Source organism: Desulfurivibrio nitratireducens, from assembly GCF_044068515.1.
Classification (GTDB): domain Bacteria; phylum Desulfobacterota; class Desulfobulbia; order Desulfobulbales; family Desulfurivibrionaceae; genus Desulfurivibrio.
Genome location: NZ_JBIPKI010000015.1, coordinates 21,836 through 47,405 on the forward strand (window position 1 = coordinate 21,836; position 25,570 = coordinate 47,405).

Consider the following 25,570-nt stretch of genomic DNA (forward strand, 5'->3'; position numbering starts at 1 on the left):
TGCCCCGCGTGTGAGCCATGATTCTCTCCCCCGCAGTATCGCGATCTGTTTACCGGCTCATGGCGCCATCATCCGGCCTGGCGATCCGGCAGGATCCTTATGTTTGAGCTGACCAGCGAATTCAGCCCTGCCGGGGATCAGCCCCGGGCCATCGAACTGCTGAGCCGGGGGATCGAACAGGAGGTGCGCCACCAGGTGCTGCTGGGGGTGACCGGCTCGGGCAAGACCTTCACCATGGCCCAGGTGATCGCCGCCACCAACCGGCCGGCCCTGATCCTGGCCCCCAACAAGACCCTGGCCGCCCAGCTCTACTCCGAATTCAAGGAACTCTTTCCCGCCAATGCGGTGGAATATTTCGTCAGTTACTACGACTACTACCAGCCCGAGGCCTATATACCCCAGAGCGACACCTACATCGAGAAGGACTCGGCCATCAACGATACCATCGACAAGATGCGCCACGGCGCCACCCGGGCCCTGCTGACCCGCCGCGACGTAATCATCGTCGCCTCGGTCTCCTGCATTTACGGCCTGGGCTCGCCGGAAGAGTACCTGAACATGCACCTGGCCCTCAAATGCGGCGAGGATTACCCCCCCGCTGAAATCCAGCGCCGCCTGGTTCACATGCTCTACGAGCGCAACGATTACTCCTTCCACCGCGGCACCTTCCGGGTCCGGGGGGATGTGATCGAAATCTTTCCGGTCCATGAAGAAGAACGGGCTCTGCGGGTGGAACTGTTCGGCGACACCATCGAGGCCCTGCGGGTGGTGGACCCCCTGCGCGGGGTAATCCACCAGGAACTGCAGGAAGCGACGATCTTCCCCGGCAGCCACTTCGTCACCTCCCGGGATCGCCAGCAGCAGGCGATTAAGACCATTAGGGCCGAGCTCAAGGAGCGCCTGGCCGAACTGGAGGGACAGCATCGCCTGCTGGAAGCCCAACGCCTGGAGCAGCGGACCAACTTCGATCTTGAAATGATCCAGGAGTTGGGCTACTGTAATGGGATCGAGAACTACAGCCGCCACTTCACCGGCCGGCCGCCCGGGGCCCCGCCACCCACCCTGCTCGACTATTTCCCCGACGATTTCATCCTCTTCGTCGACGAGTCCCACGTCAGCATCCCCCAGGTGCGGGGCATGTACCGGGGTGACCGCTCCCGCAAGGAAACCCTGGTGGAATACGGCTTCCGCCTGCCCTCGGCCCTGGACAACCGTCCCCTGATGTTCGAAGAGTTCGCGGCCCGGCTCAACCAGGCGATCTACGTCTCGGCCACTCCCGGCGACTACGAGCTGGAAATGGCGGCCGGGCGGGTGGTCGAGCAGATTATTCGGCCCACCGGCCTGATGGACCCGGCCATTGAAGTGCGGCCGGCCCAAAGCCAGGTGGATGATCTGCTGGCCGAAATCCGCCTCCGGGCCCAACGGGACGAAGCGGTTCTGATCACCACCCTGACCAAGCGGATGGCCGAGGATCTCTGCGAATATTACGCCAACCTCGGGGTCCGGGTCCGCTATCTCCATGCCGACATCAAGACCCTGGAACGGATGGAGTTGCTCCGGGATCTGCGCCGGCGCGAGTACGACGTTCTGGTAGGGATCAACCTCCTGCGTGAAGGCCTGGATATCCCCGAGGTTTCCCTGGTGGCGGTGCTGGACGCCGACAAGGAAGGCTTTCTGCGCAGCGAGCGCTCCCTGATCCAGACCTGCGGCCGGGCGGCCCGCAACGCCGAAGGCCTGGTGATCCTTTACGGGGACCGGATCAGCGAGGCCATGGCCCGGACCATCGCCGAAACCCGGCGGCGCCGGGCCCTCCAGGCTGAATACAACCGGGAGCACGGCATCACCCCCACCACCATCCGCTCCCGGATCAAGGACATCATGGCCAGCATCTACGAGCAGGATTACGCCCCCGTGGAAATCGCAACTCCGCTGGCGGGAGAGGAACAACCCACCTTCCAGAGCCTGGCGGAACTGCGGCGGGAAATCAAGGAGCTGGAAAAGGCGATGCAGGAGGCGGCCCGGGAACTGGCCTTCGAAGACGCGGCCGAATTGCGGGACCGGATCAAGGTCCTCAAAGAAGTTGAACTCAACTGGTAACCCGGAGGGCAATCTCAATTGAGGACGGAAGTTTAATGGCCATCAAAAATCCCTATCTGCAAAGTCTGGCCCGGCGTCTGGCCCCCCCGCTCTATCACCTGGTCAGCCGGGGCCTGTTCGCCACTTGCCGGGTGCGAACCCACGGTCTGGAACACCTGCGGGCCGGCCTGGCGCGGCAGCCCTTCATTTCGGCCTGCTGGCACTACGCGGTTTTTTTTCATCTGCACCAGGTCCGCTGCCAGCAAAAAAAACTGGCCCCCCGGGCCCGCTGGGTGCTGATGGTTTCCGCCAGCGATGACGCCGAACTGCTCAGCGGAGCCTTGCGGTTGATGGACGCGGAGATGGTGCGGGGCTCCCGCAGCCGGGGCGGGGTCGCGGCTCTCAAGGCGATGATCGCCCAGGTCAAGGGGGGGGCCAATGCCGGGATCATTGCCGACGGCTCCCAGGGGCCGGCCCGGATCGCCCAGGCCGGGGCGATCCTCCTGGCCTCGCGCACCGGCGCGCCCATTCTCCCTTCAGCCTGGGCAGCGGACCGGGCCTGGGTTCTCCGCTCCTGGGACCGGACCGTGATCCCCAAACCGGGGGCTCGGATCAGCTACCATTACGGCCCCCCCCTGGCGGTCCCCGCCGGCATCAAAGGCGCTGACCTGGAAAATTACCGCCGGGAACTGGAAAAACGGTTAAACGAACTTTACGCGGCCGCCTGGCAGCAATTTGGCCGCCGGGCCCATTAAACCAGGGCCGGCGAGCAAGATCCCCCGGCAGTCCTAGCGCGGCCCCCGCTGGAGAGTTAAGGCAAGCCCGGCGCGGGAGGCCGGAATCCCGATCCTCAGCAAAACCTGTCGCCACAAGGTGATAAGCGAAAATGACAGAATTCAGCCTGGATGAGGCGGTGAGCCGCCTGGAAGCCGAGGTCCCCCACTACCGGGTGCCGGTGGTCGACCTGATCGCGGTGCAAACCCGCGACCCGTACAAGGTTCTGGTGGCGACCATCCTGTCGGCCCGGACCAAGGACGAAACCACGGCCCAGGCTGCGGCCCGCCTTTTCGCCAGGGCCCCGGATCTGGCCGGTCTGGCCAAACTATCCGAGGCCCAACTGGCTCGCCTGATCCACCCTGTGGGCTTTTTTCGCACCAAGGCGGGCTACCTGGCCCGGCTGCCGGGGGTGATCGCAGAACAGTTCCAGGGCCGGATTCCGGCGACGGTGGAAGAACTGGTACGGCTGCCGGGGGTGGGCCGCAAGACCGCCAACCTGGTGGCGGCGGTGGCCTTTGAGCAGCCGGCGATTTGCGTTGACACCCACGTCCACCGGATCATGAATATCTGGGGCTACGTCCAAACCGCCACGCCTCTGGCCACCGAAATGGCCCTGCGGGCCAAATTGCCGCCCCGCTACTGGCGCCGGATCAATGCCCTGCTGGTCGCCTTCGGGCAGGAAATCTGCCGACCCGTCGCCCCCCACTGCGATCGCTGCCCGCTTTATGATCTCTGCCCCCGGATCGGGGTCAAACCCCGCAAGCCGCCTAAAGCCGCCGACCCCCGCCCCGACAGCAAGCTCAGCGGCCCTCGGAGCGCCGGCCCCGAGCAGGCGGACTTGGCCGACTCCCGCCGGCCGGTGCCCCCCTTGAAACTGGTTTCCTGGAACGTCAACGGCCTGCGGGCCATCGCCAAGAAGGGCTTCGGCGAGATTGTCGCTGATCTGGACCCCGATCTGCTGGCTCTGCAGGAAATCAAAGCCCACCCCGAACAACTGCCCAAGGAGGTGCAAAGCCTGCCGAGCTACACGGCCTACTGGCTGCCGGCCCGGCGCCCGGGTTATGCCGGGGTGGCGATCTACAGCCGGCTCGCCCCCGTTAACGTTTTGTACGGCCTGGGGCAGGAAGAACATGACCAGGAAGGGCGGGTGCTGACTTTGGAGTTTGCCGACTTCTACCTGGTCAACGCCTATCTGCCCAACGCTCAGCCGGAGCTGGCCCGCCTCTCCTACAAGCTTGATTTCTGCCGCCACTTCCTGGAGTTCACCCGCGCCCTGGCGCGCCAAAAAACGGTGGTGATCTGCGGCGATCTCAACGTGGCCCACCGGGAAATTGACCTGGCCCGGCCCCGGGAGAACGAAAAAAGTCCGGGCTTTTCCCGGCCCGAACGGGCCTGGATGGATCAATTACTGGCGGCCGGGTTTATCGACACTTTCCGGCTTTTCAATCAGGAAGGGGGCAACTACACCTGGTGGAGTTACCGGGGCGGGGCCCGGGAGCGCAATGTCGGCTGGAGAATAGATTACTTCTGCATCGACGGCGCCAGCCGGCAACGGGTCGAGGAAGCGACGATTCGACCGGAAATCATGGGCTCGGATCATTGCCCGGTGGAGCTGCTCCTGCGGTGAAGGCCGCCAGCACCCGCTCCCCGGCCTGATCCTGCCGGCCTCAGGCCAGGCAAAGGTGGCGACAACGAACCGCCATAAACCTCAAGGAGTGGTGGCCCGGCAAGCACAACCGGTTGCCGGCCCGACAACGGCAAGCCAGCTTTGCAGTTCGGCGGCCAGCAGTTGCAAGGCCAACCGATGGCCGGCAACCCCGCCGGCCGCGTCGGGAGTCGGGGTGACCTGGCGGACCACGAACTCCTCCCGAACCAGGCTTTCTCCCCCCGGGGGCCGCAATTCGGCCCGCACCACCAGCAGGGCGTAACTCTCCTGGCCGGAAACAAAAACCTGGACGAATTCATCCAGCGCAAGACGCAGTCGGCAAGGAGCTGCGACCGTCAAGCCGGGGGAGGACGCGGCCGCGACCCCGGGAGCGGTAAAAAACCGCTCCAAAGCCAGAGCCACCATCTCCGCCGGTTCCGCCGCCCAACGACTTTCCAGGTATGATTGGCGGCGATTGACATCCCGGTATTCCAGGCGGTACTGCATAGCTCGCCCCTGCAGCCAGGAAGGCGCCGCAACTTCCAGGCTCAAGGCCGCCGGACAGACCGCGGGGCCGCGGTTCTCCAGGGCTTGCGGCCGAGTCGCCCAATCCCCGCTCTCCTCGGACAGACGCAGGTCATAGACCGCGGCCCGGGGGGGTGGCGAGGCCACCACGCCGCAACCGGCCAGGAAAAACAGGGCCACCGAAATCACCAGCCAGAATCGCATCTGTTCAACCCTCGTGCTATTTTTCGGTAAGAAGGCCGCCGCCTCGGTTTTCTGGGCCCCGGCCCCCGGCAAGACGCCAGCTTGGCGAAACTTGGGTCCCTATTGAAAACCGGCTTCGCCCGGCCCCGGTTCGGGCTGGGCCCGGCCCCGCAACAGAACCTGGGGTTCGGTCTCGATTTCCTCCAGCAGCCGGCCCAGGCGCCGGGAACTGACCGCCAGCTCCCGCAGCAGGCCGTCAACCTGGGGTAGAGTTCCCTCAACCAGTTGATCGCCGGCCCGCACCAGCTCGCCCCCGACCTGATCCACCGTGGTTTCAAGCCGGGTGCTCATGACCGCCAGCGAGGCCAGCAATTCCCGCAATTCCTGCACCGCCGGCACGGCCTCCGCCCCGGCCTGCTCGAAATGGGCCAGCAGGGTCGTTATATGGGCCAGATTTTCCGGGCTGGCCAGTTCCTGAACCGCGGCCAGGGTGGCCGGCATGCCCGCCAGGGCCTGGTCGATCCCGGTCGCTATCGATTCCAGCCGGGCCAGCATCTCCCCGTAACGCTCCCGATTTTCATCCGTCATCAGGCTGCCCAGGTGGTGGGCAATGGCTTCCAGGCCCTGCATGGCGGCCAGGGTGGCCTCGGTGATCCGGGTGAAGATGCTCGGCTCCAGGAGCAAGCGAGGCGGCCGGCCCGGCTCACCAACCAGCGGCCGGGGATCTTCCCCGAAATCATCCAGTTGAATGAAGGCAATGCCGGTCACGCCCTGGCTGTCCAGCATCGCCCTGGTTCCCATGGTCAGGGGCAGATCCTCGCGAATGGTGATGGTCACCAGGATGTTGCGGGGGTCATCCGGGTCCAGGTTGATGGCGGTAACCTTGCCCGCCGCCATCCCCCGAAAACGGACCGTGGCCTGGACATTGAGACTGCCGATATTACCGGGCGAAACCAGGATATATTCCCGGGTGGCCTCCCGGTCATCGGCAAACCACCAGAAGGCCAGAACCATGGCCGCTCCCAGGGCCAGGGCAAAAATCCCGGCAGCAATGGCGTGACTACGGTTTTCCATCTGCCTCACTCCTCGCGGCCGGAGGTTTTACCCCTGTCGCTTCGCCAAAAAAACGCCGGATGAAGGGATGTTCCAGCCGCATGGTCTCCTCCAGGGTAACGGCGCTGATGATTTGCCGCTCGGCCAGCACCGCCACCCGGCCGGCCAGAGCGTTCACCGTGGCCACGTCGTGGGTGACCAGGATCACGGTGATTCCCAGTTGCCGGTGCAGCCGGCGGATCAGGGCGACAAAGGCGGCGCTGCGGTCCGGATCCAGCCCGGCGGTGGGTTCGTCCAGCAGGAGCAATTCCGGTTCCAGGGCCAGGGCCCGAGCCAGGGCCACCCTTTTGACCATTCCCCCCGAAAGCTCGGCCGGCATCAGCAGGGCATGCTCCGGCTCCAGTTCCACCAGGGCCAGCTTGTGGGCGACCAGGGCCCGGATCTCCTCTTCTCCGGCCACCCGGAGTTCCCGCAGCGGAAAAGCGATATTTTCCGCCACATTGAGAGCGGAGAACAGCGCCCCGTGCTGAAACAGCACCCCGAAACGGCGGCGGCGGGCCTGCTGGGCCAGGTAATCTCCGGCAAACAGGGGCTCCCCGAACAAGAAAACCTCTCCGGCGGCGGGCCGGCTCAAGCCGATGATATGGCGCAGCAGGGTAGTTTTGCCGCTGCCCGATCCGCCCACCAGGGCCACGATCTCATCGGCCATGATTGCCAGGTCGATCCCGTCCAGCACCAGGTTGGTCCCAAAACGACTGACCAAGCCCCGCACCGTCACCACCGCCCCGGACTCACCACCTTTCAGCATAGCAATCCCTTCCTCCCGCTTCAAGTCACCAGCCAACAAACTCTTCTCCGACTTCCCCACCTCCCCAGCAAGACCTACCGGCCAAGGGCCCCGCACGCCGCTTATCTTTTCACCCCAACCACTGCCGTCACCCAGACACTATTGCCGCCCCGGCAAACCCCGGCGAAAAACGGGGCGCAGCGCCGCAGGTTGCGGCAAGCAGGGCGGCGCCGCATAGTCTGCTATGCAAAGCCGGCCTGATCGCCGCAAGATGCGGTGCTGCGACCGGCCCAACGGACCGCTTATCTTTTCACCCCAACCACTGCCGTCACCCAGACACTATTACCGCCCCGGCAAACCCCGGCGAAAAACGGGGTGCAGCGCCGCAGGTTGCGGCAAGCAGGGCGGCGCCGCATAGTCTGCTATGCAAAGCCGGCCTGATCGCCGCAAGATGCGGTGCTGCACCCCGTTTTTCATTACAGCGGGACCCCGATGCTGCGGGTGGCCACGGCGATAACCGCATCCACCAGAATTACCAAGGTAATGGAGGTGACCACCGAGGCGGTGGTATTGGCGGCCAGGCTTTCGGTATTGGGCCTGATCCGCAGGCCGAAATGACAGGCCACCAGCGCGATCAACACCCCGAATACCACCCCCTTGCCCAGCCCGATATAAAGATTGGCCACCGGCACCACCCGGGGCAGGGTTTCCAGGAAATAGCCGAAACTTATCCCCAGTTGAATCCGGGCCGAAACCATGCCCCCGAACAGGGCGACGGCGGAACTCCAAAGGACCAGCAGGGGCATGGCCAGACTCAGAGCCAGAACCTTAGGCAGGACCAGGCGGACCGAGCGGGAAATGCCCATGGCCGCCAAGGCATCAATCTCTTCGGTGACCCGCATCACTCCCAGCTGGGCGGTCATCGCCGAACCGGAACGGCCGGCCACCAGCAGGGCCACCAGTACCGGCCCCAATTCCCGGATGATGCCCAGACCCAGGATATCGATCAGAAACATCTCCGCCCCGAAGGCCTTGAGCTGCAACGCCGAAAGATAAGAAAGCACCACCCCGATCAGGAAGCCGACCAGGGCGGCCACCGGCATGGCCTTGGCCCCGACCTTATAGAAGTTGGCCGAAATTTCCTTCAGGGGCCATTGGCGGGGGCGCCCCAGCAGGAAAAGCAGGTCCAGCCAGAGTCGGCCGAAAAGGGCAAGAAAATCCAGGAGCTGGCGCAGAAAGGAAATGACCGCCTGCCCCAGCACCAGCAGGGCATCCAAAGGGCCAAAGGGAGCGGCCTCGGGCAACTCGGTGGCGCTTTGCTCCGCCACCGCGGCAATGACCGCCCGCCAATCCTCTTTTATTTCCAGGTTGCGGGGCCAGCGCCCCCCCCAGCTGCGCCAAAGCAACAGGGCCCCGAAACTGTCCAGACGCTCCAGCTCCTGCAAGCTCCAAGGGGTATCGGGCGGAACCGAGGCCAGCCGGACTCTGATTTCCGGCAGGCCCGGGGTCAGTTCCCGCAGGGTCCACGAACCGGTCAGACTGAGGCGGCCGTCGGAAGCGGATTGTATTTGGGGACGTGGCATGGCGGTCGGTCACCGTGGGCCGGCGGCGGCCGGACTTTATGGCGGATTTGCCGGCCCAGGCGGGGCCGGGGGACCGGGAAATGCATCATCCCGGGCTCTAAATTACCAAAATATGCCTATTCTAGCACAGGCGGCCACCAAAAAATAATCAATTTGGCCTCCCGGGCCAGCCCCGAGCAAAGCTCGTACTGCAACTACCAGGGAGGGGCAAGCGAGCAAACGTCCCTGCGGGAGACCGTAAATTGAAGCCTCAATTACCCTGAGCGGCAAAATACCGCCGGCCGGCCACGGGATGCCCAGGGCGGGAGCGGCGCTCAATAGCGTCAGGCTTGGTCAATCGAGCAGGGCGGGAAGGTTTACCCGGGGCAGGAGCAGTCGCAGGGCCCCGGGCAAATCCGCCGCCGGGGGCAGGCAGAGGGTGGCGTGGCCGACCTTGCGCCCGGGAGCCGGGGATTTACCGTAGGCGTGGACATGGAGATGGGGCTCGCCCAGCAGGGCTGGGACGGCCGGCAGCTCGCCGATGAAGTTCAGCATCGCCACCTGGCCCAGGAGCTCCGGACTTCCCAGGGGCCAGCCGAGGATGGCTCGCAGATGATTGGCAAACTGAGAGGTTTCGCTGCCCTCGATGGTCCAGTGGCCGGAATTATGGACCCGCGGAGCGATTTCGTTGGCCACCAGGCCGTCGGCGACCTGGAAAAACTCGAAGGCCATAACCCCGACATAGGCAAAATGCTCCAGCACCCGCCGGGTGTATTCCTCGGCCAGGGCCTGCATGGGATCGGCGCTGCAAGCTTGGGAAAGACGCAAGATCCCATCGCGGTGGATATTTTCCGCCAGGGGATAAAAAACCATGCCGCCGGCGCGGCTCCGGGCCGCCACCAAAGAAACTTCCCGGCCAAAAGGGACAAAGGCTTCCAGGATCAGGGGCGCCCCGCCCAGGGCAGCCCAGGCGGGTTCCAGATCACCGGGCTGGCGCAGAATGAATTGTCCCTTGCCATCGTAGCCGAAACGGCGGGTTTTCAGCACCGCCGGCAGCCCCAGCTCGGCCACCGCCGCTTCGAGTTCAGCCCGGCTCTCCACCGGGCGATAATCCGGGGTGGGGATGGCCAGTTGGCGAAAACACTCCTTTTCCCGCAGGCGGTCCTGGGCGGTCTCCAGCACCGGCGGCCGGGGGAAAACCTCCACCTGGCCGGCCAGAAATTCCATCGCCGCCACCGGAACATTTTCAAATTCAAAGGTAACCAGGTCCACCCGGCTCGCCAGGGCCGCCAGGGCCTCCCGGTCATCGAAGGCCGCCACGGTCAGGGGGGCGACCTGGCCGCCGCAGGCCCGGGGATTGGGGTCGAGCATTTCAAACTCCAGGCCCAGGGGATAACCGGCCAGGGCCATCATCCGCCCCAGCTGCCCGGCTCCGATGATCCCCACCTTCATGATTTTGCCTCCAGCGGCCGGCGGGGATCGGGATCGGCCAGGACCGTATCGGTCTGCCGGCGGCGGAATTGCTCCAGGGCCTCCGCCACCGGGGCATACTTATTGGCCAGGATGGCGGCAGCCAGCAGGGCCGCGTTCCTGGCCCCGGCCGGCCCGATGGCCAGGGTCCCCACCGGAATCCCGGCGGGCATCTGGACGATGGACAACAGGGAGTCAAGGCCGTTCAACGCCTTGGACTGGACCGGCACTCCCAGCACCGGCAAGGAACAGCGGGCCGCCACCATGCCGGGCAGATGGGCCGCTCCGCCGGCTCCGGCGATAATCACCTCAAGCCCCCGCTCCTTGGCGGTGGCGGCATACTCAAACAATAATTCCGGGGTCCGATGAGCCGAAACCACCCGGACTTCGTGGGCGATGCCGAGTTGCTCCAGGGTTTCGGCGGCATGCCGCATGGTCTCCCAGTCACTGCGAGACCCCATGATTACTCCGACCGCTGTTTTCATCTTCGACTCCTTTGTCTGCCGAGCAAAACCGGGAAAATTACGCCCCTTAGCCAAGACTGGAACAGGCGGAATTATAGTAAACTTATGGCCCCGGGAAAAGCTAATATCTGCCATACCGATCCCCGGATCCGGCGCCTTCCAACCGCGGCCGCCGGCGATAAAAAAAGCCGATCACCCGCCCAGGACGGGGATCGGCTGGGGATCGGAACACGGCAAATCAGTTCAGTTCTTGCATGATCGCTTCGGTCACTTCGCCGATGGAAGGCCCACCATCAATCGAAATCACCTTGGTGCCCCCGCCCAGGCCCTTGAAGAAATTGACCGCGGCCATGGTGCCGGTGTTCTCGTCATAATAAATATCGTGGCGCTTGTCGATGGCCGCGTCATCCTGATCGTCGGGCCGGGTCTTGAGATCTCCCCCGCAAACCCGGCAGACCAGTTTGCCCTCTTTTTCCACCGGTTTGATGGCGTCAAAGGCAATATGGTTGGGATGGTTGTTGTCATTGACGCAGAGCCGCCGGCCGGTGATCCGCAACTTGGCGACATCGCGGGGCAGCACGATTTCAACCACGTAATCGAGCTTCATGCCGGCCTCGGTAAGGGCCTTGGCCAGGGTTTCGGCCTGCACCTTGTTGCGGGGAAAACCGTCCAGGATCCAGCCCTGCTTGCAGTCATCTTCCCGGAGCCGGTTGAGGATCATCGGGATCGTGATGTCATCGGGAACCAGGTCGCCACGGTCGATATACTCCTTGGCCTTCTTGCCCAACTCGGTGCCGCCCCCGATATTCTGGCGAAAAATTGCGCCCGATTCGATATGGGGCATCCCGTATTTTTTCTGCACAATGGCACCCTGGGTGCCTTTGCCGCTGCCATTGGGTCCGAATACCAGAATGTTCATCGGCTCACTCCTTCTCTGTGGTGGTTTTGGAAGAAAAAACGGCTAAATCCGCTTCATGAACGAGGGCAACTATAAACCACGGCGCGGCTAATGCCAAATAAAAAGCGGGCGCCCCGGGCGGCAGGCCGGAGCGCCCATCTGCCCGGCCCAGCGGACCGGAAGGCCCCGGAGGAGGCACAGCTGCTTCTCAGTCAAAGGAGTGGTCCAGCAACTGGCCATAGTCAAGAATTTCACCGCCACCGCTCCGGGTGATGAACTCCGTTGCCTCTTCCCGGTCGGCAAAGGCCAGGGGCAGGGGCTCGCCGGGCGCGGCAACGACAAAATAGGCCTCGGTCATCAGAATCTCCCCGCCGCCGCCAAAGTCAAAGACCTTGGCGCTGAACTGAAAGGCCGAGAGTTCGGTGGCGCACAACTCGTTGTTGCGCCAATAGACTGCACAGGGGATATCGGGAAAGGCCATGAATTCGTAGATGTCGGCCGTGACCGAATATTTCCGAGCCTCCCCGCTCACCGGGGCGGCAAGCTTGCGGCACTCCCGGTTTTCCGCGGCCGTCAGCGGTGCCGCCAGACCAGCCGTCGCCAACAAAAAGGCGGCCATAAACCCCAGAATTCCCTTGTACATCATTTTCCCTCCTCTTTTGCTTGAATAAAACCCCTAAGGTCCCGCCCCGGTTCGGGGCTCCCGGTTGCCGCGCCGCGCAGTTCGATTTTTTCCAGCTTATCAATGGTATACTTGCCATCCCGGACCAGGTCAAGGTGATGGGGAACGACTTGGAGCCTGGTGCCCCGCAGGCAGGCAAATGATGCCAGCTCCTTGGCGCCCAGCGGCTGATGCTCCCGCGAGATGACGACGAAATCATTGCCGTAAACCCGAAAGAGCAAGTCCTCCGGGAACTGGATTTTCAATTCGTCGGCGAAATACTTGAGCAGCAGATTGCCTTTTTCCCAGCCCTGCTGCTTGTTGTAAACCTTAATCCCCTGCAGGTGCAGGACATGGAGGCACCGGTAAGTATAATCCTCCTGGTTGTTGCGGACCACCGCCTTGAGATAATCCTCGTTGAAGAGGCCGGTCAAGCGGTCATTGAAGAAATAGGAAAACCGCTTCCGTTCCATCTCGGTAACCGGGGTCTGGGTCACCCCGCACAAGGCCCGGTGCCTGGAACAGAAGCGATCGGACTCCGGCTCGGCGGCCAGAACCTCGGGGGCCGCCACCCGATCCAGGGTTTTGAGAGCCGCGGCGACCACCACCGGATCAAACTGGCCGCCGCTGCCCTTCCGCAGTTGCTCCAGGGCCGCCGCCAGTTCCTTGCGGGGTTTGTAGACCCGGTTGGTGGTCATGGCGTCGAAGGCATCGGCGACGCTTAGGATCCGGGCCAGCAGGGGAATTTCCTCGCCCTTGAGGCGGTCGGGATAGCCGTTGCCGTCAAATCTTTCATGATGGTGGAGAATGATTGCGGCCAGATCCTTGTACATCTCGATATTGGAGAGCATCTCGTAGCCGGCGACGGCGTGGAGCTTGATGAGATCATGCTCCAGGGCATCGAGTTTGCCTGGTTTGAGCAGCACCGCGTCGGGGGTGGCGATCTTGCCGATGTCATGCAGGGAGGCGGCCCGCATAAGGCGATGACTTTCCTCCGCCGACAAGCCCATTTCCCGGGCGATACGCCGGCTGTAATAAGATACCCGTTCGGTATGGCCGGCGGTATAGGTATCGCGCTGCTCGATCATATCTACGAAGGAAAAAATGGTTTCCTCGTAATTGGCCGTCCGTTCGGCGGTGAGACGGGCCACTTCCTGCCGCTGGCGGAAAGAGGCAATGGCAAAACCGAGGTCGCCGGCCAGTTCTTCCAGCATGGCGATCTCCTCGGGCTCGAAACCCTCCCGGCGCCAGGTGTAAACCGCCAGCACTCCCAGCGGCGGCTGGTCGCCACCCGAGCGCAGAGGGATTGCGACAACCTGGGCAAAGTCGGCGATCGCCCCCTGCTCGAGCCAGGGCGGCTGCGAGAAGGGGTAATCGGCCTGCGGGGTGGTTACAGTCCGGTTCTGGCGCAACGAGACCGCGGCCGGATGGTGGTAGAAGGGGTTCGGTCCCTCAGCCAGGGCATAGGGCCCCGGCGCCAGGACCGATTGGTCGGGCCGGGAGTCGTAAATCGCGGTAAGCCCCTCCTTGCCCAGCAGGCCGATCCAGCAAAAACGATAATGGCCATGGCGAACAAATCGGAGGCAGGCCTTGCCCAACAAGGCTTCCAGGTCGGGGGCGGTGATCAGCAGGCCGTTGATATCGGCCACGGTCTGCATGATTTCCCGCAGATATTTTTCCCGCTCCAGCAGGCCGGCGATCTCCCGGGTCCGCTCTTGCACCCGCTCCTCCAGCAGTTGGTTGGCGTCAACCAGTTCCGCTTCCGCCCGCCGCCGGCGCAAAACCTCCTGCTCCAGGGGACGGATGGCCAGATAACGGAATACCAGCCAGAGGGTCAGGCCCAGGGCGGCGGAGATGAAGAGCGAGGTCAGCACCAGCCGCTGGCGCAATTGGGCCAGGATCTTTTCCGCCGGGCCATAATCCTTCTCCAGCACCAGGGTCAGCAGGTGGCTGCCTTCAAATTCAATCCGCCTTTCCTGGACCAAAAGATGGGGCGAATCCGTTGGCCGCTCAAAAACCGTGAGGGTGTGGCCCTGGGGCGTCAGGGCGGCAAAGCGCACCACCTCGCTGTTGTTGGCGGACCACTGCTGAATGAAGAGTTCGATATCGGAAAAACGGTACCGGAGCAGCGGCTCGGTCATGAAGGTCGCCGCCTGGGCCAGTTCCTCGCCGGCCCGCTCGTGGATCTGGGCCATCAGGCCCCGACGCTGCTGCTGGATAATGGTGTAGTCGATCACCGCCAGGGTGGTCAGCATCACCGCCACCAGGGCCACGATCACCCGATTGTAGGAAAATACACCGGCAGGTGGGTGGTTGTTCATGGGCTTTTCTTTATTATCCCTCGCGGATGTCGGCGCCCTTCTCTCCCGGCAGGAGCCTGGCCGACTGGATGAATGAACTGTTTATCTCCTGACCAGCCGGCCAACGGGGGCCAATTTAAACTGAAGATATATTTCCCGGCCCTGACAGTCAACAACAAGGACCCGGACTGAGCCGCATCAGGCAGCCCCTTGCAACAAGCGCCCGACAATCCCGCCAATCCGCCCCGCTCCAGGGCTCTAACTCGCTGGCTGATTGCAGCATCCTGGCCTGAAGGACCAGCGAATCGCCTCCCCCAACCCCCTCCGCGACTTATTGTTGCATCCTTACCGCACCACAGGGTTCAGGTCTTTTCGCAATATTGTCAGTGGAAGGACCGAGTTATAACTTGACAGCCGCAGCGAGCGATCTATTATGTGCATATGTTCAAAACGCTGACGGCCCAGGATTGGGACTGTCCGACCCGGCAGGTTTCGACGTCCGATCCCCTGGTTTAGCCATTGTGACCGACCCGCGGGGTTGCCCGCCAAGCAAAAATCAAACAAGAGGTTTATTCCATGGACAAAAAACGCATCGCGGTACCTTCCAACCATCCCGGCGGCCTTACCGGTGAACGCTCGGAACATTTTGGTCATTGCGACCTGTTTACCCTGGTGGATATCGAGCACGGTAAGATCAGCGCGGTGGACACCCTGATCAACGAAGCCCATGGGGCCGGGGGCTGCATGGGTCCGGTCCATCTCCTGCGGCAACACGGAGTGGACGCCATCGTGGTCGCGGGAATCGGGGCCCGCCCCCTGCAAGGATTTGCTGAGCAGGGCATTAACGTTCACTTCGCCGTTCGCCAAGCCGAGCAAAGGATCGAGGATCTGGTCCGCGATTTTATCGCCGACCGTTTGCCCCGGATGGATCCGTCCCAGGCTTGCCAGGCCCACGGAAAATGCCACGGCCATGCTCACTGAAGATCGTCGTCAATAATCAAGGCCGCTCCTTCCACCAGGGCCCGGGCCACCTTGTGCCGGGCCGCGGCCAGAATCCGCTGGACCGTTCCCCGGGAGACTCCCATGCAACGGCCGGCTTCCTCCTGGGTGAAACCCTCCAGGTCACAAAGGCGCAAAGCTTCCAGTTCGTCGGCGGCCAGAGGAATCCGCTCCAAACGGTCCATGGGGATCCGGTTGGGTTTGAAGGCCTTGGGACAGGGCGTTACCTGGCAATGGCGGTTTTTTTTGGGTCTCGGCATTTTTTTCGGTCCGGCGTTTGGCCGCCCTGAGAGATAGTAAGGCGCCCTGTCCCGCCCAGATAACCAGAAACGGCGCCTGAGGGCAAGCGCAGCTTTGCCCGGTGAGGCGATCAACCGGTGCGCCCCCCGGCCCAGCCGCCTCCCCCAACGGGCGATCATGACAGATGACGGACAGCACAACAGGATGAGGTTGCAGCCGGTCTGGGGTTCCTTCATCGGGACCGGTTCAGACCAGGACAGAATCGCTCACCAGGCAAAATCGGCCAGGACCGGCAGGTGATCGCTGGCGATTTTCGAGATTTGCATCCGGCAGCGCTTGCGCTTGATAATCTCCATTGGACCGCGAACGAAAATCTTGTCCAGGCCGCCGGTAGGGGAAAAGGAGGGATAGGTCAGGTAAGGGCTCTGGAAATTTTCCTGGTGACTGGAAGCGCAGCGGAAACCCATGATTTCGGTAAACATCGGGGCCAGGCGGGTGAACCAGTCGTTGAAATCGCCGGCCACGATGCAGGGCTCTTCAGGGCCCAGAGCGGCGAACTCGGGGGTCTTGACCAGCACACCGACCTGCTTGGGCCGTTCGTGGAAAGATAGACCCAGGTGGAGGTTGAATACCGGCAGGGTCATGGCGGCCCCCTGCTCGCCATCCAGCTCAACGGCGGTAAAAAGGCAACCGCGGGCCTTGTGGCCGGGCATGGTCAGGTCGATATTGCGCTCGCTGCTGATGGGGAAACGGCTCAGGGTGGCGTTGCCGTAGTGGCCCTGGCTCAAGGCAACGTTAAGCCCCACCGCCCAATGGGGATAATCGCAGAGGCCGGCCAGTTCCTCGGCCAGGTTCAGGTTGCGGGAACGGGGCACCCCGACATCGACCTCCTGCAGCAAAAGCAGATCGGGTTCGTGGTGCTTGATGATCCGGGCGATCCGCTCGGGCCGGAAAAGCCGGTCGACCCCGATGGCCCGATGAATATTATAGGACATGATTCGTAAGCGCATGGCGGCCCTCACCGCACGCCCGGTTTTTTGCGCCGCGGCGGTTGGCCGAGCTTGCGGCAAAAGCGGGCCAGGGCCTGGAAATAGAGATCGCCGACCCGGGCAATGATGTTGTTGTGACCCGCGCCCGGCACCACCTGAAACTCCTTGGCCTGGGCCCCGCAGTGGGCCTGGAGGGCCTCGGCCAGACCCAGGGGAATGATTTCGTCATGCTGGGCGTGGAGAATATAGGTGGGCTTCTGCTGGAGGGCGATTTTCTGAATATTGCAGAAACCGTCGGCCTCGCTGTGGATCCCGCAGGCCTGGACATCGACGCCCTGGGCCAGGAGCAGAGGTATGGTCTGGGCAATCCCGCTTTCGATGATCAGACCCTCAACCTCTCCGGCCGGGGCACTGACCGCCAGGTCGATGGCCGGCACGCTACCCAGCGAACGTCCCATCAGGGCCAAACGGCCGCTTTTACCCTGCTGGCGCAAGGTATCCCGGACCACCGGCAACATCAGGCGGGCATCACCAATCATGGCGGCCACCGAGGGGGTGCCCCCGGCCCGGCCATAGCCTCTGTACTCGGCCACCACCAGGTTCATCCCGGCGGCGTTGAAACGGGGGGCCAGTTCGTCGTAATCGGCAGCCACCTCGCCATTGCCGTGAAAAAAGAGGAGGTTGGGCGCCGCGGGATCCTCCGCCCCCAAGTGAAAGCGCAACGGCAGGGTCAAACCCGGCTCCACTTCAACTTCCACGTCGAAGGCCGTTGCCGGCGGCGGGGTCCATTCCTCCCGGGGGCAAAAAATCACCGCCGCCACGGCGGGGTGGTCCAGTTTCTCATACTTCATTTCTCTGATATCCATGAATGTATAACTATCCTCCGTAACCGCTGCATATTGTCCGTGACCCCGGCCATAAACGGGCCGCCGTCCGTCTGACACCCGTTTAAATCTCTGCCCCCAATTCGAGCAGGGTAACCTCCGGCGGAGCCAGCAACCGGATCGGCGGCCCCCAAGTGCCGGCACCTCGTCCCACATAAAGATAACGCCCGTCTGCCGCTCGGCTCAGACCACTGGGAACCCGGTAGGCCAACCAGGTAAAAAAATTGAAGGGGAAAATCTGGCCCCGGTGTATGTGGCCGGAGAGCTGGAGATCCACCACCCCTCCTGGCTCGATGGCCGGCTGATGCTTGAGCAGAATATTGAAAGTGTCCGCCGCCAGGCCGGCCAGCAGACGTTCCTCCTGGTCCGGCGGGGTCAAGCCCAGCATGATGCCGGTACGGTCGTCCACCCCGGCGATCCGCAACCGGCCGCCGATCTCGATGATTTCCCCGCGCAAGACGGTAAAGCCGGCCTCCTCGAGAAAATTTTGCGCCGTTGCGGCCCCGATATAAAACTCGTGATTACCGAGAATGGCGAATTTGCCCAAGGGGGCTTCCAGGCGGCGGAATTGCTCCGCCAGGTGGGCAATTCCGTCCCCCTGGCCATCGACGATATCCCCGGTGGCCACCAGGATATCCGGCCGGGCCCGGCGAACCACCTCCAGCACCGGCGCCAGGCGCCGTTCCCGGATCTGCAGCCCCAGGTGCAGGTCGGTGATCTTGACGATCCGCAAGGGCCGGGCCGGTGGCCAGACGGCTGGTTCCTCGGCGCCGCCGGCCGTGATGGCGGGGGCAAAGCCGGCCATTTTCGGGCTGTCCAGCCGCACCTGTTCCAGCCTGATGTCGCGTGCTTCCCAATAACCATAAGCACTGGCGGACACGGCCACAAGGAAGGCCGCCACGAAAGTTCCCCGCGGGCTCGCCAGGCGAAAGCCGGAACCAGGCCGATCCCCCGGCAAGCGCAGTCGGCCGGCGGCAGCGGCCCGGCGCCAGGCGCTCAAGCCGCGGAGCGGCAACAGCAGCAAGGCCAAGACCGTAAAAAGAAAGATGAAACCCATCCAGGTAAAGCCGATATGGGCCAGCCACAGAGCCGGCCCCTCCATTGCCCACCGCTCCAGGGCCCGAACCAGAACCGGGCTCAGCACCATCAGCAGCAGGAAGAGCAACAACGGTCCCCGCCAGCGACCTGGAGACCAGGCCGCCGTCAGCAACCGATAAAAAAACCAGTGCAGACTTCCATAAACCAGAAAAAAAGCGGATAAAAAAAGCAGCATAACCTATTTGTACCTGGTCATTTCAGGCCCCCAACTGCACCGGCAAAATGAGGTTGAACCCAAGGGGTGGCGGGAAGAGGGCTGATGGTGACAACGATCTCCAAAGCAGCTCCAATCAAGGAGCCGCGAACTGCCTTGGCCGGTCCCCCGGAGCTTAAAGATCAGTGCTCAGTTGGCAAAATGGGCGACCGCGCCCCAAAACGCCCCCCAATGCCGCCGTCCCGGCAAACTGCCTCTTCAGATCAACCGTTGCCCAGGCTCGAGCCGCCTGGGGCAAGCCGGCCGATTTGCGGCCCCGCCGTTGCTTTCCCCGGCGGGAACGGGTAGAATGGCGGCAATTTACGGGCAGGCAATGGAAAACCCGCCCCGGTCTAACTATTCAGACCTTTTGCCAAGGAACAAAACCCATGGAATTGATATCCGTAGATCGGACCAAATGCAAACGGGACGGGATCTGCATGGCGGAATGCCCCTTCAGTCTGATCGCCGAAAGCGAGGACGGCGGCTTCCCCACGGCCCGGCGGGCAGCGGCCAAGATCTGCATCGACTGCGGTCACTGCCTGGCGGTCTGCCCCCACGGGGCCCTGACCTTGAAGGGCCAGAGCCCGGCCACTTGCCTGCCCGTCAACCGCAAGCTGGGTCCCGCCCCGGAAGCAGCCGCCCAATTTCTCCGCAGCCGGCGGTCCATTCGTACCTACAAGGACAAGCCGGTGCCCCGGGAAGTTCTGGCAGAATTGCTGGACATCAGCCGCTGGGCCCCTTCGGCCAAAAACGCCCAGCCCACCAAGTGGCTGGTCATTGAATCAGCGGCCGAACTGCAAAAGCTGATCGGCCTGGTGGTGGACTGGCTGCAGGAAAACCAAGCCTTCCCCGGAGTGGTCAGAGCCTGGGTTCAGGAGGGCCGGGATCTGGTACTGCACGGGGCCCCCCACCTGGTCGTCGCCTACGCCGATAAAAAAGCCCTGAAGCCGGAAATTGACTGCACCATCGCCCTAACTTATCTCGATCTGGCCGCCCACGGCCAAGGGCTCGGCACCTGCTGGGCCGGGATCTTTCTGGGCGCCGCTTTCAACCACCCGCCCCTGATGGCCGCCCTGGACCTGCCGGAAAATCATCTGGTCCACGGCGCCCTGATGCTGGGCTACCCCAAGTTCCGCTACGCCCGCATTCCCCAGCGCAAGCCCCTGCAGGTAATCTGGCGCTAGAAAAATTTCCGGCGCCGTGACAAGAGCCACGTCGCCGGAAAAAGCCAGTCCCAAGCTGTCCGCTCGTTTGGCTAAACGGTCAGATCGTCGCGTACGGTTCGGCGGGGGCCACCATGGCCGGCGGGGCGCCAGTCCCGAATGGGGGCCACCCGGGCAAGATCCTCTTGGCGCTCGAAACGGCTGAGCCGGTCATGGATGGCCTGCCAGACGCAGAGCACTTCCGGGTGAATCTCGCAGCGGCCATCCACCGAACCGCCGCAGGGCCCATTCATCAGGCTCTTGGCGCAACGGGCCACCGGGCACAGCCCCCCCGTGAGATGGAGGACGCAATCGCCGCAGCCGGCGCACTGCTCGCTCCAGACGCCCTGCTCGGCCGAACCGCCGAAGAAAGTGGTGTTGACCGCCGGATAGACCAGGTCCAGGGGACGCAGATTGGCGATGAAGTTGACCCCCACCCCGCAGGCCATGGAAACGATGGCGTCATATTCGCCCTGCCACTGGTCGATCTCATCGACGTATTCCTTGTCGCACTGGCGGACCAGGGTGGCTCCCCAGACCTCCCCCGGTTGGCCGGCTTTCTGCTTGCCCAGGCGGATCAGGGAGCAAAGCAACTCCACTTCCCGTTCGCCGCCGGCCGAACAGACCGAGACGCAGCCCCGGCAGCCCAGCACCAGAACCCGTTCGGTATCCCGGACCATCTCGACGATTTCATTGATCGGCTTACGTTCGGCAATAATCATGATTGTTCCCCCCTGAACGGACTCGGACCGAGTTCCGTGATTTTTTCGTTCATCTCCCGGGTCACCCGGACAAACTCGGGATGAAAACCCCGCTCCAGGTGAAACATCTCAATCCGGCCGACCTCGGTCCCCAGTTCCGCCAGCGCCTTTTGCACCGCGAGAACCCGCCGGGCCGCGCGCTGGCTGCCCATCAGGTTATGGCACTGGTCGGGCGGGCAGGCGATCACGCAGACTCCGTCGGCCCCTTTTTCAAAGGCTTCCAGCAGGACGGACACCTGGAGCTTACCGCCGCAGACCAGGCGGTTGATGTTGGCGTTGGCCGGAAAACCGTCGGCCCTCATGCCTTCCCGGCCCTCGGCGCAGGCCTGCTGGGAGGTGTAATGACAGCAGAAAACTTGCAGATTCGGCGTAAAACTCATTTTCCCCTCCCTGGCCTCAGCGGTCGGTGCCGCAGGCGGCAATCAAACGCTCGTCGGCGGATTCATTGAGATTGATAGCCTGGACCGGACACTCGGCGGGACAGATCCCGCAGGCCCGACATTCCTTGGGGTCGATATAAGCCCGGCCACCTTCATCGATCACCGGAATCCGCCAGGGGCAGACCCTGACACAGGTGAGGCAGGAGACGCATTGATCCCGATCGACCCAGGCGGACTTGCCCTGATCGAGCAGGTCCTGCTCGGTGAGCAGTCCCTGGTCCAGAGCCAGCTTGCGCAAGGCGGAGACAATCTCGGCAAAGCGGACATCCTGGGGACAGACGAAAACGCAACTGCGGCAGTTTGAGCAGTACCAAACCAGTTCGGAGGTCAAAAGCTGCTCCTTGAGGCCCAGGCGGATCATATGAATGATCCGGCGCGGGTCGAAGTCCGGAATCGCCTGGCTGACCGGGCAGGCCCCGCTGCAGGCCCCGCAGGAATAGCAGCTGTTCAGATGCTCGCCGCCGGGCAAGGCCGTTACTTCGGCACTGAAAGCCGCATTGATTTCTTTGTTGGTAATCGCCATAAACTTTCCCCTGTTTAACCTGAATGAACTGATCAGGCCGGGAAGGCCGCAGCCCCCGGCCCGGAGCCGGAACAGCATAAAAAAAACAGCCACGCATGCTAACGAAAAGGGGCGGCTTTGTCAACCGCCGGGCGGTCCCCGCCCCGCCCTCCCCGGCTGCGTTGCTAAAAAATCGACCGGGCCGCGGCAAGGTTTCACTCCCCCAAAGCCCTGCCGGGGCCAAACCAAACTTACCGTTTTTATCTTGCCCCAACCCGTGCCGGGGAGCGACGGTGGGGCTCGGCTGCCACCTTGGTGCATAGACCGGGAACGGTTCCGCCGGCCCGCAAAGTTGCGCGGGCAACGGCAATCTGCCCGGCTGCAAGTTTATTATACCAGGAAGCGGAATTCCCCTTTACCGAGCAAATCCTGCAGATGCAGAATGCCGACCAGGCGCCGGGCGTCGTCGGTGACCGGCAGCACCGTCACCTCGTAGCGCTGCATGATGCTCAGGGCATCGGCGGCCAGCAGATCGGCGCTGATCCTCTTGGGGCCGGCGGTCATGACCTGGGCCAGGCTGAGGGAGGCGAAATCCTCGGCACCGGCCAGGGTCCGGCGGACATCGCCATCGGTGAGAATACCCGCCATTTCCCGGCCGTCGGCGGCCATCACCAGAACCGCGCCGAGATTCTTGCGATTGAGTTCCGCCACCGCCTCGGCCAGGCTGGCTTCAACCCCCACCATCGGAATTTCAGCCCCGGTCAGCATAACCTCGGCCACCCGGACCTTGAGGCGTTCCCCGAGGCTGCCGCCGGGATGATTGCGGCGAAAGGCGCGGGCATCGAATTTTTTTCGATTCAGCAGGACTACCGCCAGGGCATCGCCCAAGGCCAGGGAAGCGGTGGTGCTGGCGGTGGGGGCCAATCCCAGGGGACAGGCCTCGCGCGGCACGGTGACGGTCAGAACCACATCGGCCCCGGAGGCCATGCTCGATTCGGGCCGGCCGGTCATGGCAATAATCTTGGCCCCCCGTTTTTTCAGGGTAGGCAAAAGCTGGTTGAGTTCCGCCGTCTCGCCGCTGTACGAAATAGCCAGAATCACGTCCCGGGGGTCAACAATCCCGAGATCGCCGTGGACCGCCTCCACCGGATGGAGGAAAAAAGCCGGTGTCCCGGTGCTGTTGAGGGTGGCGGCGATCTTCTGACCGATTACCCCCGACTTGCCGATGCCGGTGATCACCAGGCGGCTGGGGCAGGCCATGATCAACTCCACCGCCCGGGCGAAGTTTTCCCCCACCTGGTCGATCAGGGCGACAATCCCCTCCGCTTCGATCCGCAGAACCTCGCGGGCCTGCTCGATACTCATGGAAGCCTGTTCTTGCTCGGCAAGGTTGACCAAGACCAATAATCCTCGAAGATATTAAAGATGCTCCATGCCGACAGCGGCGGGCCGACCACCAGGCCGGCCCCGGCCGGGCTTGAAGCTGTTTTTAGACCAGCTGCTCGGCGATGCTCACCGTCCGGTCGCCGAGCATGTTGGTGTAGCTGCCCAGTTCGTTGTCGTACCAGCCATAGATCACCGCCTGGGTCACCGGCACCTCGACCCGGTCGGGAGCGCCGGCACAGTTGAACTGGCCAAGGTTGACGCTGATGCTGGCGGTCCGGGTATGGGTTTCCCGGCCTTCAATCACCGCCGCGGCGGCGGGATTGCCTATGATGTCGCTGGAAACCAGTTGCTCGTCGGCGTATTGGAGATAGCTGGTCTGGCGGCCGTAGTCGCGGTAAACGTTGTTGATCAACTCCCGCTTGATCGGCTGACCCTCGTCATCCTGGAAGTTGACCACCAGGATGATCAGCGAACCGCTGGAGGTGGGAATCCGCACCGATTCGGCGATGAAGCCGATCTGCTTCATTTCGGGAATCACCAGGGGCAGGGCCTTGGCCGCCCCGGTGGAGGTCAGAATGATATTGTTGAGGATGCTGCGGTTCTTGCGCAGATCAGTGGCTCCGCTCTTGGGCAGGCGGTCGAGTACCGGCTGGCTGCCGGTGGCGGCATGGACGGTGACCATCGAGGCGCTCAGGAACTTGTCGGCCCCGAAATAATCAAGCAGGGGCTTGACCATGAAAGAAAGGCAGGTGGTGGTGCAGGAGGCGGCCGAAACCAGGACATGGCGGGCGGGGTCGTAATCTCCGTCATTGATTCCCATCACCGTGGTCACCGCGTCGGCGGGCATCTCGATGCCCTTCTGCTTGATTTTGAAGGGGGCCGAGAGCAGCACCTTTTCCGCCCCGCCCTGGAGATGACCGCGCAGAGCGCCCCGGGCGTCGTCGGCATCGACGGTGGGGTCGGTGAAGGCCCCGGTGGTGTCCACTACCAGCCGGACTCCGTTCTCCTTCCAAGCAATCCCCTTGGGGTCGCGGGACTGGCGCAGGATTTTGACCGGGATCCCGTCCACTGTCATGGTGCCGGCGGCTTCGTCAAGGTTTTCGACCAGGCGGGCGGGGGCTTTGCAGCCATACAGATAAGCCCCCAGGCGGCCGTAGGTGCTGTCCCGCTCGATGATCCCGGCGATATCGTTGAGCGAGGTCCCGACCTCGCGGCCGACATTGACCACAATCTCGGCAAAGAATTTGCGGGAAACATGATGCCACAAAGAGAGCTTACCGATCCGGCCGAGGCCGTTGATCCCTAACTTCATCGTTACCGATCTCCTTTGGATTTAACTGGCGAGAACTCCAATTGAAGCCCGCGCAAGCGCCGGGCCACCAAACCTTTTGCCCCTGATTCAGGCAAAAGCGACAAACCATAAATTATACGAAAAGTCGCGCTCGCCCGCAAGGATAAAGTGCCGGTCAGGAGGTGGACCGCGGTTGTTCCAGGGCCAACCTCCTGCTGAGCCGCCTGATCCCGGCCCGCTCCAGACCCATAATCAGTCACCGGGGGAAAGTTTCCCCAGGATTGCCGGACCACAAGGCCACTCCGGCCGGCGGGGCGGGTTTTCAGGGCAGGCGCCGGAGCAGGCGAGCGCCGATCCGTTCGTCGAGGCGGCGAAGACCGGCCCGGCGGGCGGCGTCCAGGACCCGCTCGTACTCACCGGGCGCCAGGGGCCGGTCCAGGGGGGGATATTTGCCGGCCTGGCCGCAGGGATGGTACTGCTCCATAATGTTGACATAGGTGGCGGGAGAAAGTTCATCGGCGATGAACTGCAAGATTGCCTCGCTCTCAGCGGTCCCGCCCGGCATCACCAGGTGACGGACCAGCAGGCCCCGCCGGGCCAGACCCCGCCGGTCAAGCTGGAGATCGCCGACCTGGCGGTGCATCTCCAGCAGGGCCGCCCGGGCCTGTTGGGGATAGTCCGGGGCCTTGGCTAAGCGGCGGGCGCTGGCCGAATCCCAGAACTTGAAATCCGGCATGTAGATATCGACTACCCCGTCCAGCAGGGCCAGGGTCTCCACCGCGTCATAACCGCTGGAATTGTAAACCAGGGGCAGTTTAAGGCCCCCCTCGGCGGCGATCTCCAGGGCGGCGAGAATCTGCGCCACCACGTGGCTGGGGGTGACCAGGTTGATATTGGCGCAGCCCTGGTCCTGCAGGGCCAGCATCATCGCGGCCAGTTCGGCGGCCGTGACCGCTTCACCGGCACCCAGGTGACTGATCTCGTAATTCTGACAGAAGACGCAGCCCAGGTTGCAGTTGCTGAAAAAGATGGTGCCGGAACCCATCCGCCCCACCAGGGGTTCCTCTTCGCCGAAATGGGGGCCGTAGCTGGCCACCACCGCTTGGGCCCCGGTCCGGCAGACGCCGAGTTCCCCGGCCAGACGGTTGACCCCGCAGCGGCGGGGGCACATGTCGCAAGCG

At 63.3% G+C, this 25,570-nt stretch carries 24 protein-coding genes; 5 read left to right on the top strand and 19 right to left on the bottom strand.

The features are described 5' to 3' along the window. The first annotated feature begins 93 nt into the window (after positions 1–93). From uvrB to ACHHTY_RS05970, 3 genes are all read left to right on the top strand, one after another. Positions 94–2,097, top strand: a complete 2,004-nt coding sequence (uvrB, locus tag ACHHTY_RS05960) for an excinuclease ABC subunit UvrB (protein WP_395493211.1) — start codon at positions 94–96, stop codon at positions 2,095–2,097. A 35-nt stretch (positions 2,098–2,132) separates the two neighbouring features. Continuing rightward, positions 2,133–2,831, top strand: coding sequence for a lysophospholipid acyltransferase family protein (locus ACHHTY_RS05965; protein ID WP_395493188.1), 699 nt, complete (start codon positions 2,133–2,135; stop codon positions 2,829–2,831). A gap of 131 nt (positions 2,832–2,962) precedes the next feature. Continuing rightward, positions 2,963–4,480, top strand: a complete 1,518-nt coding sequence (locus tag ACHHTY_RS05970) for an exodeoxyribonuclease III (protein ID WP_395493189.1) — start codon at positions 2,963–2,965, stop codon at positions 4,478–4,480. Between the two features lie 81 nt (positions 4,481–4,561). Here ACHHTY_RS05970 and ACHHTY_RS05975 read toward each other — a convergent pair whose 3' ends face one another. From ACHHTY_RS05975 to ACHHTY_RS06015, 9 genes are all read right to left on the bottom strand, one after another. After that, on the bottom strand, positions 4,562–5,227 hold the full coding sequence (locus ACHHTY_RS05975; protein ID WP_395493190.1) for an ABC-type transport auxiliary lipoprotein family protein: 666 nt from the start codon (positions 5,225–5,227) through the stop codon (positions 4,562–4,564). Between the two features lie 99 nt (positions 5,228–5,326). Next, the gene (locus ACHHTY_RS05980) at positions 5,327–6,280 is read right to left on the bottom strand and encodes an MlaD family protein (protein WP_395493191.1); all 954 of its coding nucleotides are present in this window, start codon (positions 6,278–6,280) and stop codon (positions 5,327–5,329) included. Further along, positions 6,267–7,067, bottom strand: coding sequence for an ABC transporter ATP-binding protein (locus ACHHTY_RS05985; protein ID WP_395493192.1), 801 nt, complete (start codon positions 7,065–7,067; stop codon positions 6,267–6,269). Before ACHHTY_RS05985 ends, ACHHTY_RS05980 begins: the two co-directional genes overlap by 14 nt. 455 nt (positions 7,068–7,522) lie before the next feature. Then, a complete protein-coding gene (locus ACHHTY_RS05990; RefSeq protein ID WP_395493193.1) occupies positions 7,523–8,629 on the bottom strand; it encodes an MlaE family ABC transporter permease in 1,107 nt (368 codons plus the stop codon). Positions 8,630–8,962: 333 nt separating this feature from the next. Then, positions 8,963–10,060 (bottom strand): 5-(carboxyamino)imidazole ribonucleotide synthase, encoded by a 1,098-nt coding sequence (locus ACHHTY_RS05995; protein WP_395493194.1) that lies wholly within the window; start codon positions 10,058–10,060, stop codon positions 8,963–8,965. Then, on the bottom strand, positions 10,057–10,563 hold the full coding sequence (purE, locus tag ACHHTY_RS06000) for a 5-(carboxyamino)imidazole ribonucleotide mutase (protein ID WP_395493195.1): 507 nt from the start codon (positions 10,561–10,563) through the stop codon (positions 10,057–10,059). The genes ACHHTY_RS05995 and purE overlap by 4 nt, the downstream gene beginning before the upstream one ends. Positions 10,564–10,780: 217 nt before the next feature. Further along, positions 10,781–11,461 (bottom strand): adenylate kinase, encoded by a 681-nt coding sequence (locus ACHHTY_RS06005; protein ID WP_395493196.1) that lies wholly within the window; start codon positions 11,459–11,461, stop codon positions 10,781–10,783. A gap of 187 nt (positions 11,462–11,648) precedes the next feature. Next, complete coding sequence (locus tag ACHHTY_RS06010; protein ID WP_395493197.1) at positions 11,649–12,086, bottom strand: hypothetical protein; 438 nt, start codon at positions 12,084–12,086, stop codon at positions 11,649–11,651. Then, positions 12,083–14,422, bottom strand: a complete 2,340-nt coding sequence (locus tag ACHHTY_RS06015) for an HD domain-containing phosphohydrolase (protein WP_395493198.1) — start codon at positions 14,420–14,422, stop codon at positions 12,083–12,085. Before ACHHTY_RS06015 ends, ACHHTY_RS06010 begins: the two co-directional genes overlap by 4 nt. A 555-nt stretch (positions 14,423–14,977) precedes the next feature. Between ACHHTY_RS06015 and ACHHTY_RS06020 the strand changes: the two genes are divergently transcribed. Further along, positions 14,978–15,382: a NifB/NifX family molybdenum-iron cluster-binding protein gene (locus ACHHTY_RS06020; RefSeq protein ID WP_395493199.1), complete on the top strand. Its 405-nt coding sequence runs from the start codon at positions 14,978–14,980 to the stop codon at positions 15,380–15,382. Here ACHHTY_RS06020 and ACHHTY_RS06025 read toward each other — a convergent pair. From ACHHTY_RS06025 to ACHHTY_RS06040, 4 genes are all read right to left on the bottom strand, one after another. Next, positions 15,376–15,660 carry a DUF134 domain-containing protein gene (locus tag ACHHTY_RS06025; RefSeq protein ID WP_395493200.1) on the bottom strand — a complete coding sequence of 95 codons (285 nt, stop codon included), beginning with the start codon at positions 15,658–15,660 and terminating at the stop codon, positions 15,376–15,378. The two genes, ACHHTY_RS06020 and ACHHTY_RS06025, sit on opposite strands and share 7 nt — an antisense overlap. Positions 15,661–15,906: 246 nt before the next feature. Then, entirely contained in the window at positions 15,907–16,650 is a 744-nt protein-coding gene (locus ACHHTY_RS06030) for an endonuclease/exonuclease/phosphatase family protein (RefSeq protein WP_395493201.1), read from the bottom strand. An 8-nt stretch (positions 16,651–16,658) separates the two neighbouring features. Beyond that, positions 16,659–17,495 carry an alpha/beta hydrolase gene (locus tag ACHHTY_RS06035; RefSeq protein WP_395493202.1) on the bottom strand — a complete coding sequence of 279 codons (837 nt, stop codon included), beginning with the start codon at positions 17,493–17,495 and terminating at the stop codon, positions 16,659–16,661. Positions 17,496–17,577: 82 nt separating this feature from the next. Next, positions 17,578–18,786, bottom strand: coding sequence for a metallophosphoesterase (locus ACHHTY_RS06040; protein WP_395493203.1), 1,209 nt, complete (start codon positions 18,784–18,786; stop codon positions 17,578–17,580). A gap of 407 nt (positions 18,787–19,193) precedes the next feature. Here ACHHTY_RS06040 and ACHHTY_RS06045 point away from each other — a divergent pair, with 407 nt between their 5' ends. Next, the gene (locus ACHHTY_RS06045) at positions 19,194–19,991 is read left to right on the top strand and encodes a nitroreductase family protein (RefSeq protein ID WP_395493204.1); all 798 of its coding nucleotides are present in this window, start codon (positions 19,194–19,196) and stop codon (positions 19,989–19,991) included. Between the two features lie 71 nt (positions 19,992–20,062). Here the strand turns inward: ACHHTY_RS06045 and ACHHTY_RS06050 are convergent, their stop codons facing one another. The 6 genes from ACHHTY_RS06050 to ACHHTY_RS06075 all read right to left on the bottom strand — a co-directional run. Next, the gene (locus tag ACHHTY_RS06050; RefSeq protein WP_395493205.1) at positions 20,063–20,731 is read right to left on the bottom strand and encodes a methylenetetrahydrofolate reductase C-terminal domain-containing protein; all 669 of its coding nucleotides are present in this window, start codon (positions 20,729–20,731) and stop codon (positions 20,063–20,065) included. Further along, positions 20,728–21,150, bottom strand: a complete 423-nt coding sequence (locus ACHHTY_RS06055) for a hydrogenase iron-sulfur subunit (protein ID WP_395493206.1) — start codon at positions 21,148–21,150, stop codon at positions 20,728–20,730. The genes ACHHTY_RS06050 and ACHHTY_RS06055 overlap by 4 nt, the downstream gene beginning before the upstream one ends. A 16-nt stretch (positions 21,151–21,166) precedes the next feature. Beyond that, on the bottom strand, positions 21,167–21,733 hold the full coding sequence (locus tag ACHHTY_RS06060) for a 4Fe-4S binding protein (protein ID WP_395493207.1): 567 nt from the start codon (positions 21,731–21,733) through the stop codon (positions 21,167–21,169). Between the two features lie 369 nt (positions 21,734–22,102). Then, positions 22,103–23,077 carry a KpsF/GutQ family sugar-phosphate isomerase gene (locus tag ACHHTY_RS06065; RefSeq protein WP_395493208.1) on the bottom strand — a complete coding sequence of 325 codons (975 nt, stop codon included), beginning with the start codon at positions 23,075–23,077 and terminating at the stop codon, positions 22,103–22,105. A gap of 124 nt (positions 23,078–23,201) precedes the next feature. Next, positions 23,202–24,410, bottom strand: coding sequence for a type I glyceraldehyde-3-phosphate dehydrogenase (locus ACHHTY_RS06070; RefSeq protein ID WP_395493209.1), 1,209 nt, complete (start codon positions 24,408–24,410; stop codon positions 23,202–23,204). 301 nt (positions 24,411–24,711) lie between these two features. Further along, positions 24,712–25,570: radical SAM protein (locus ACHHTY_RS06075; RefSeq protein ID WP_395493210.1), on the bottom strand; the 859-nt coding region annotated here is incomplete at its 5' end.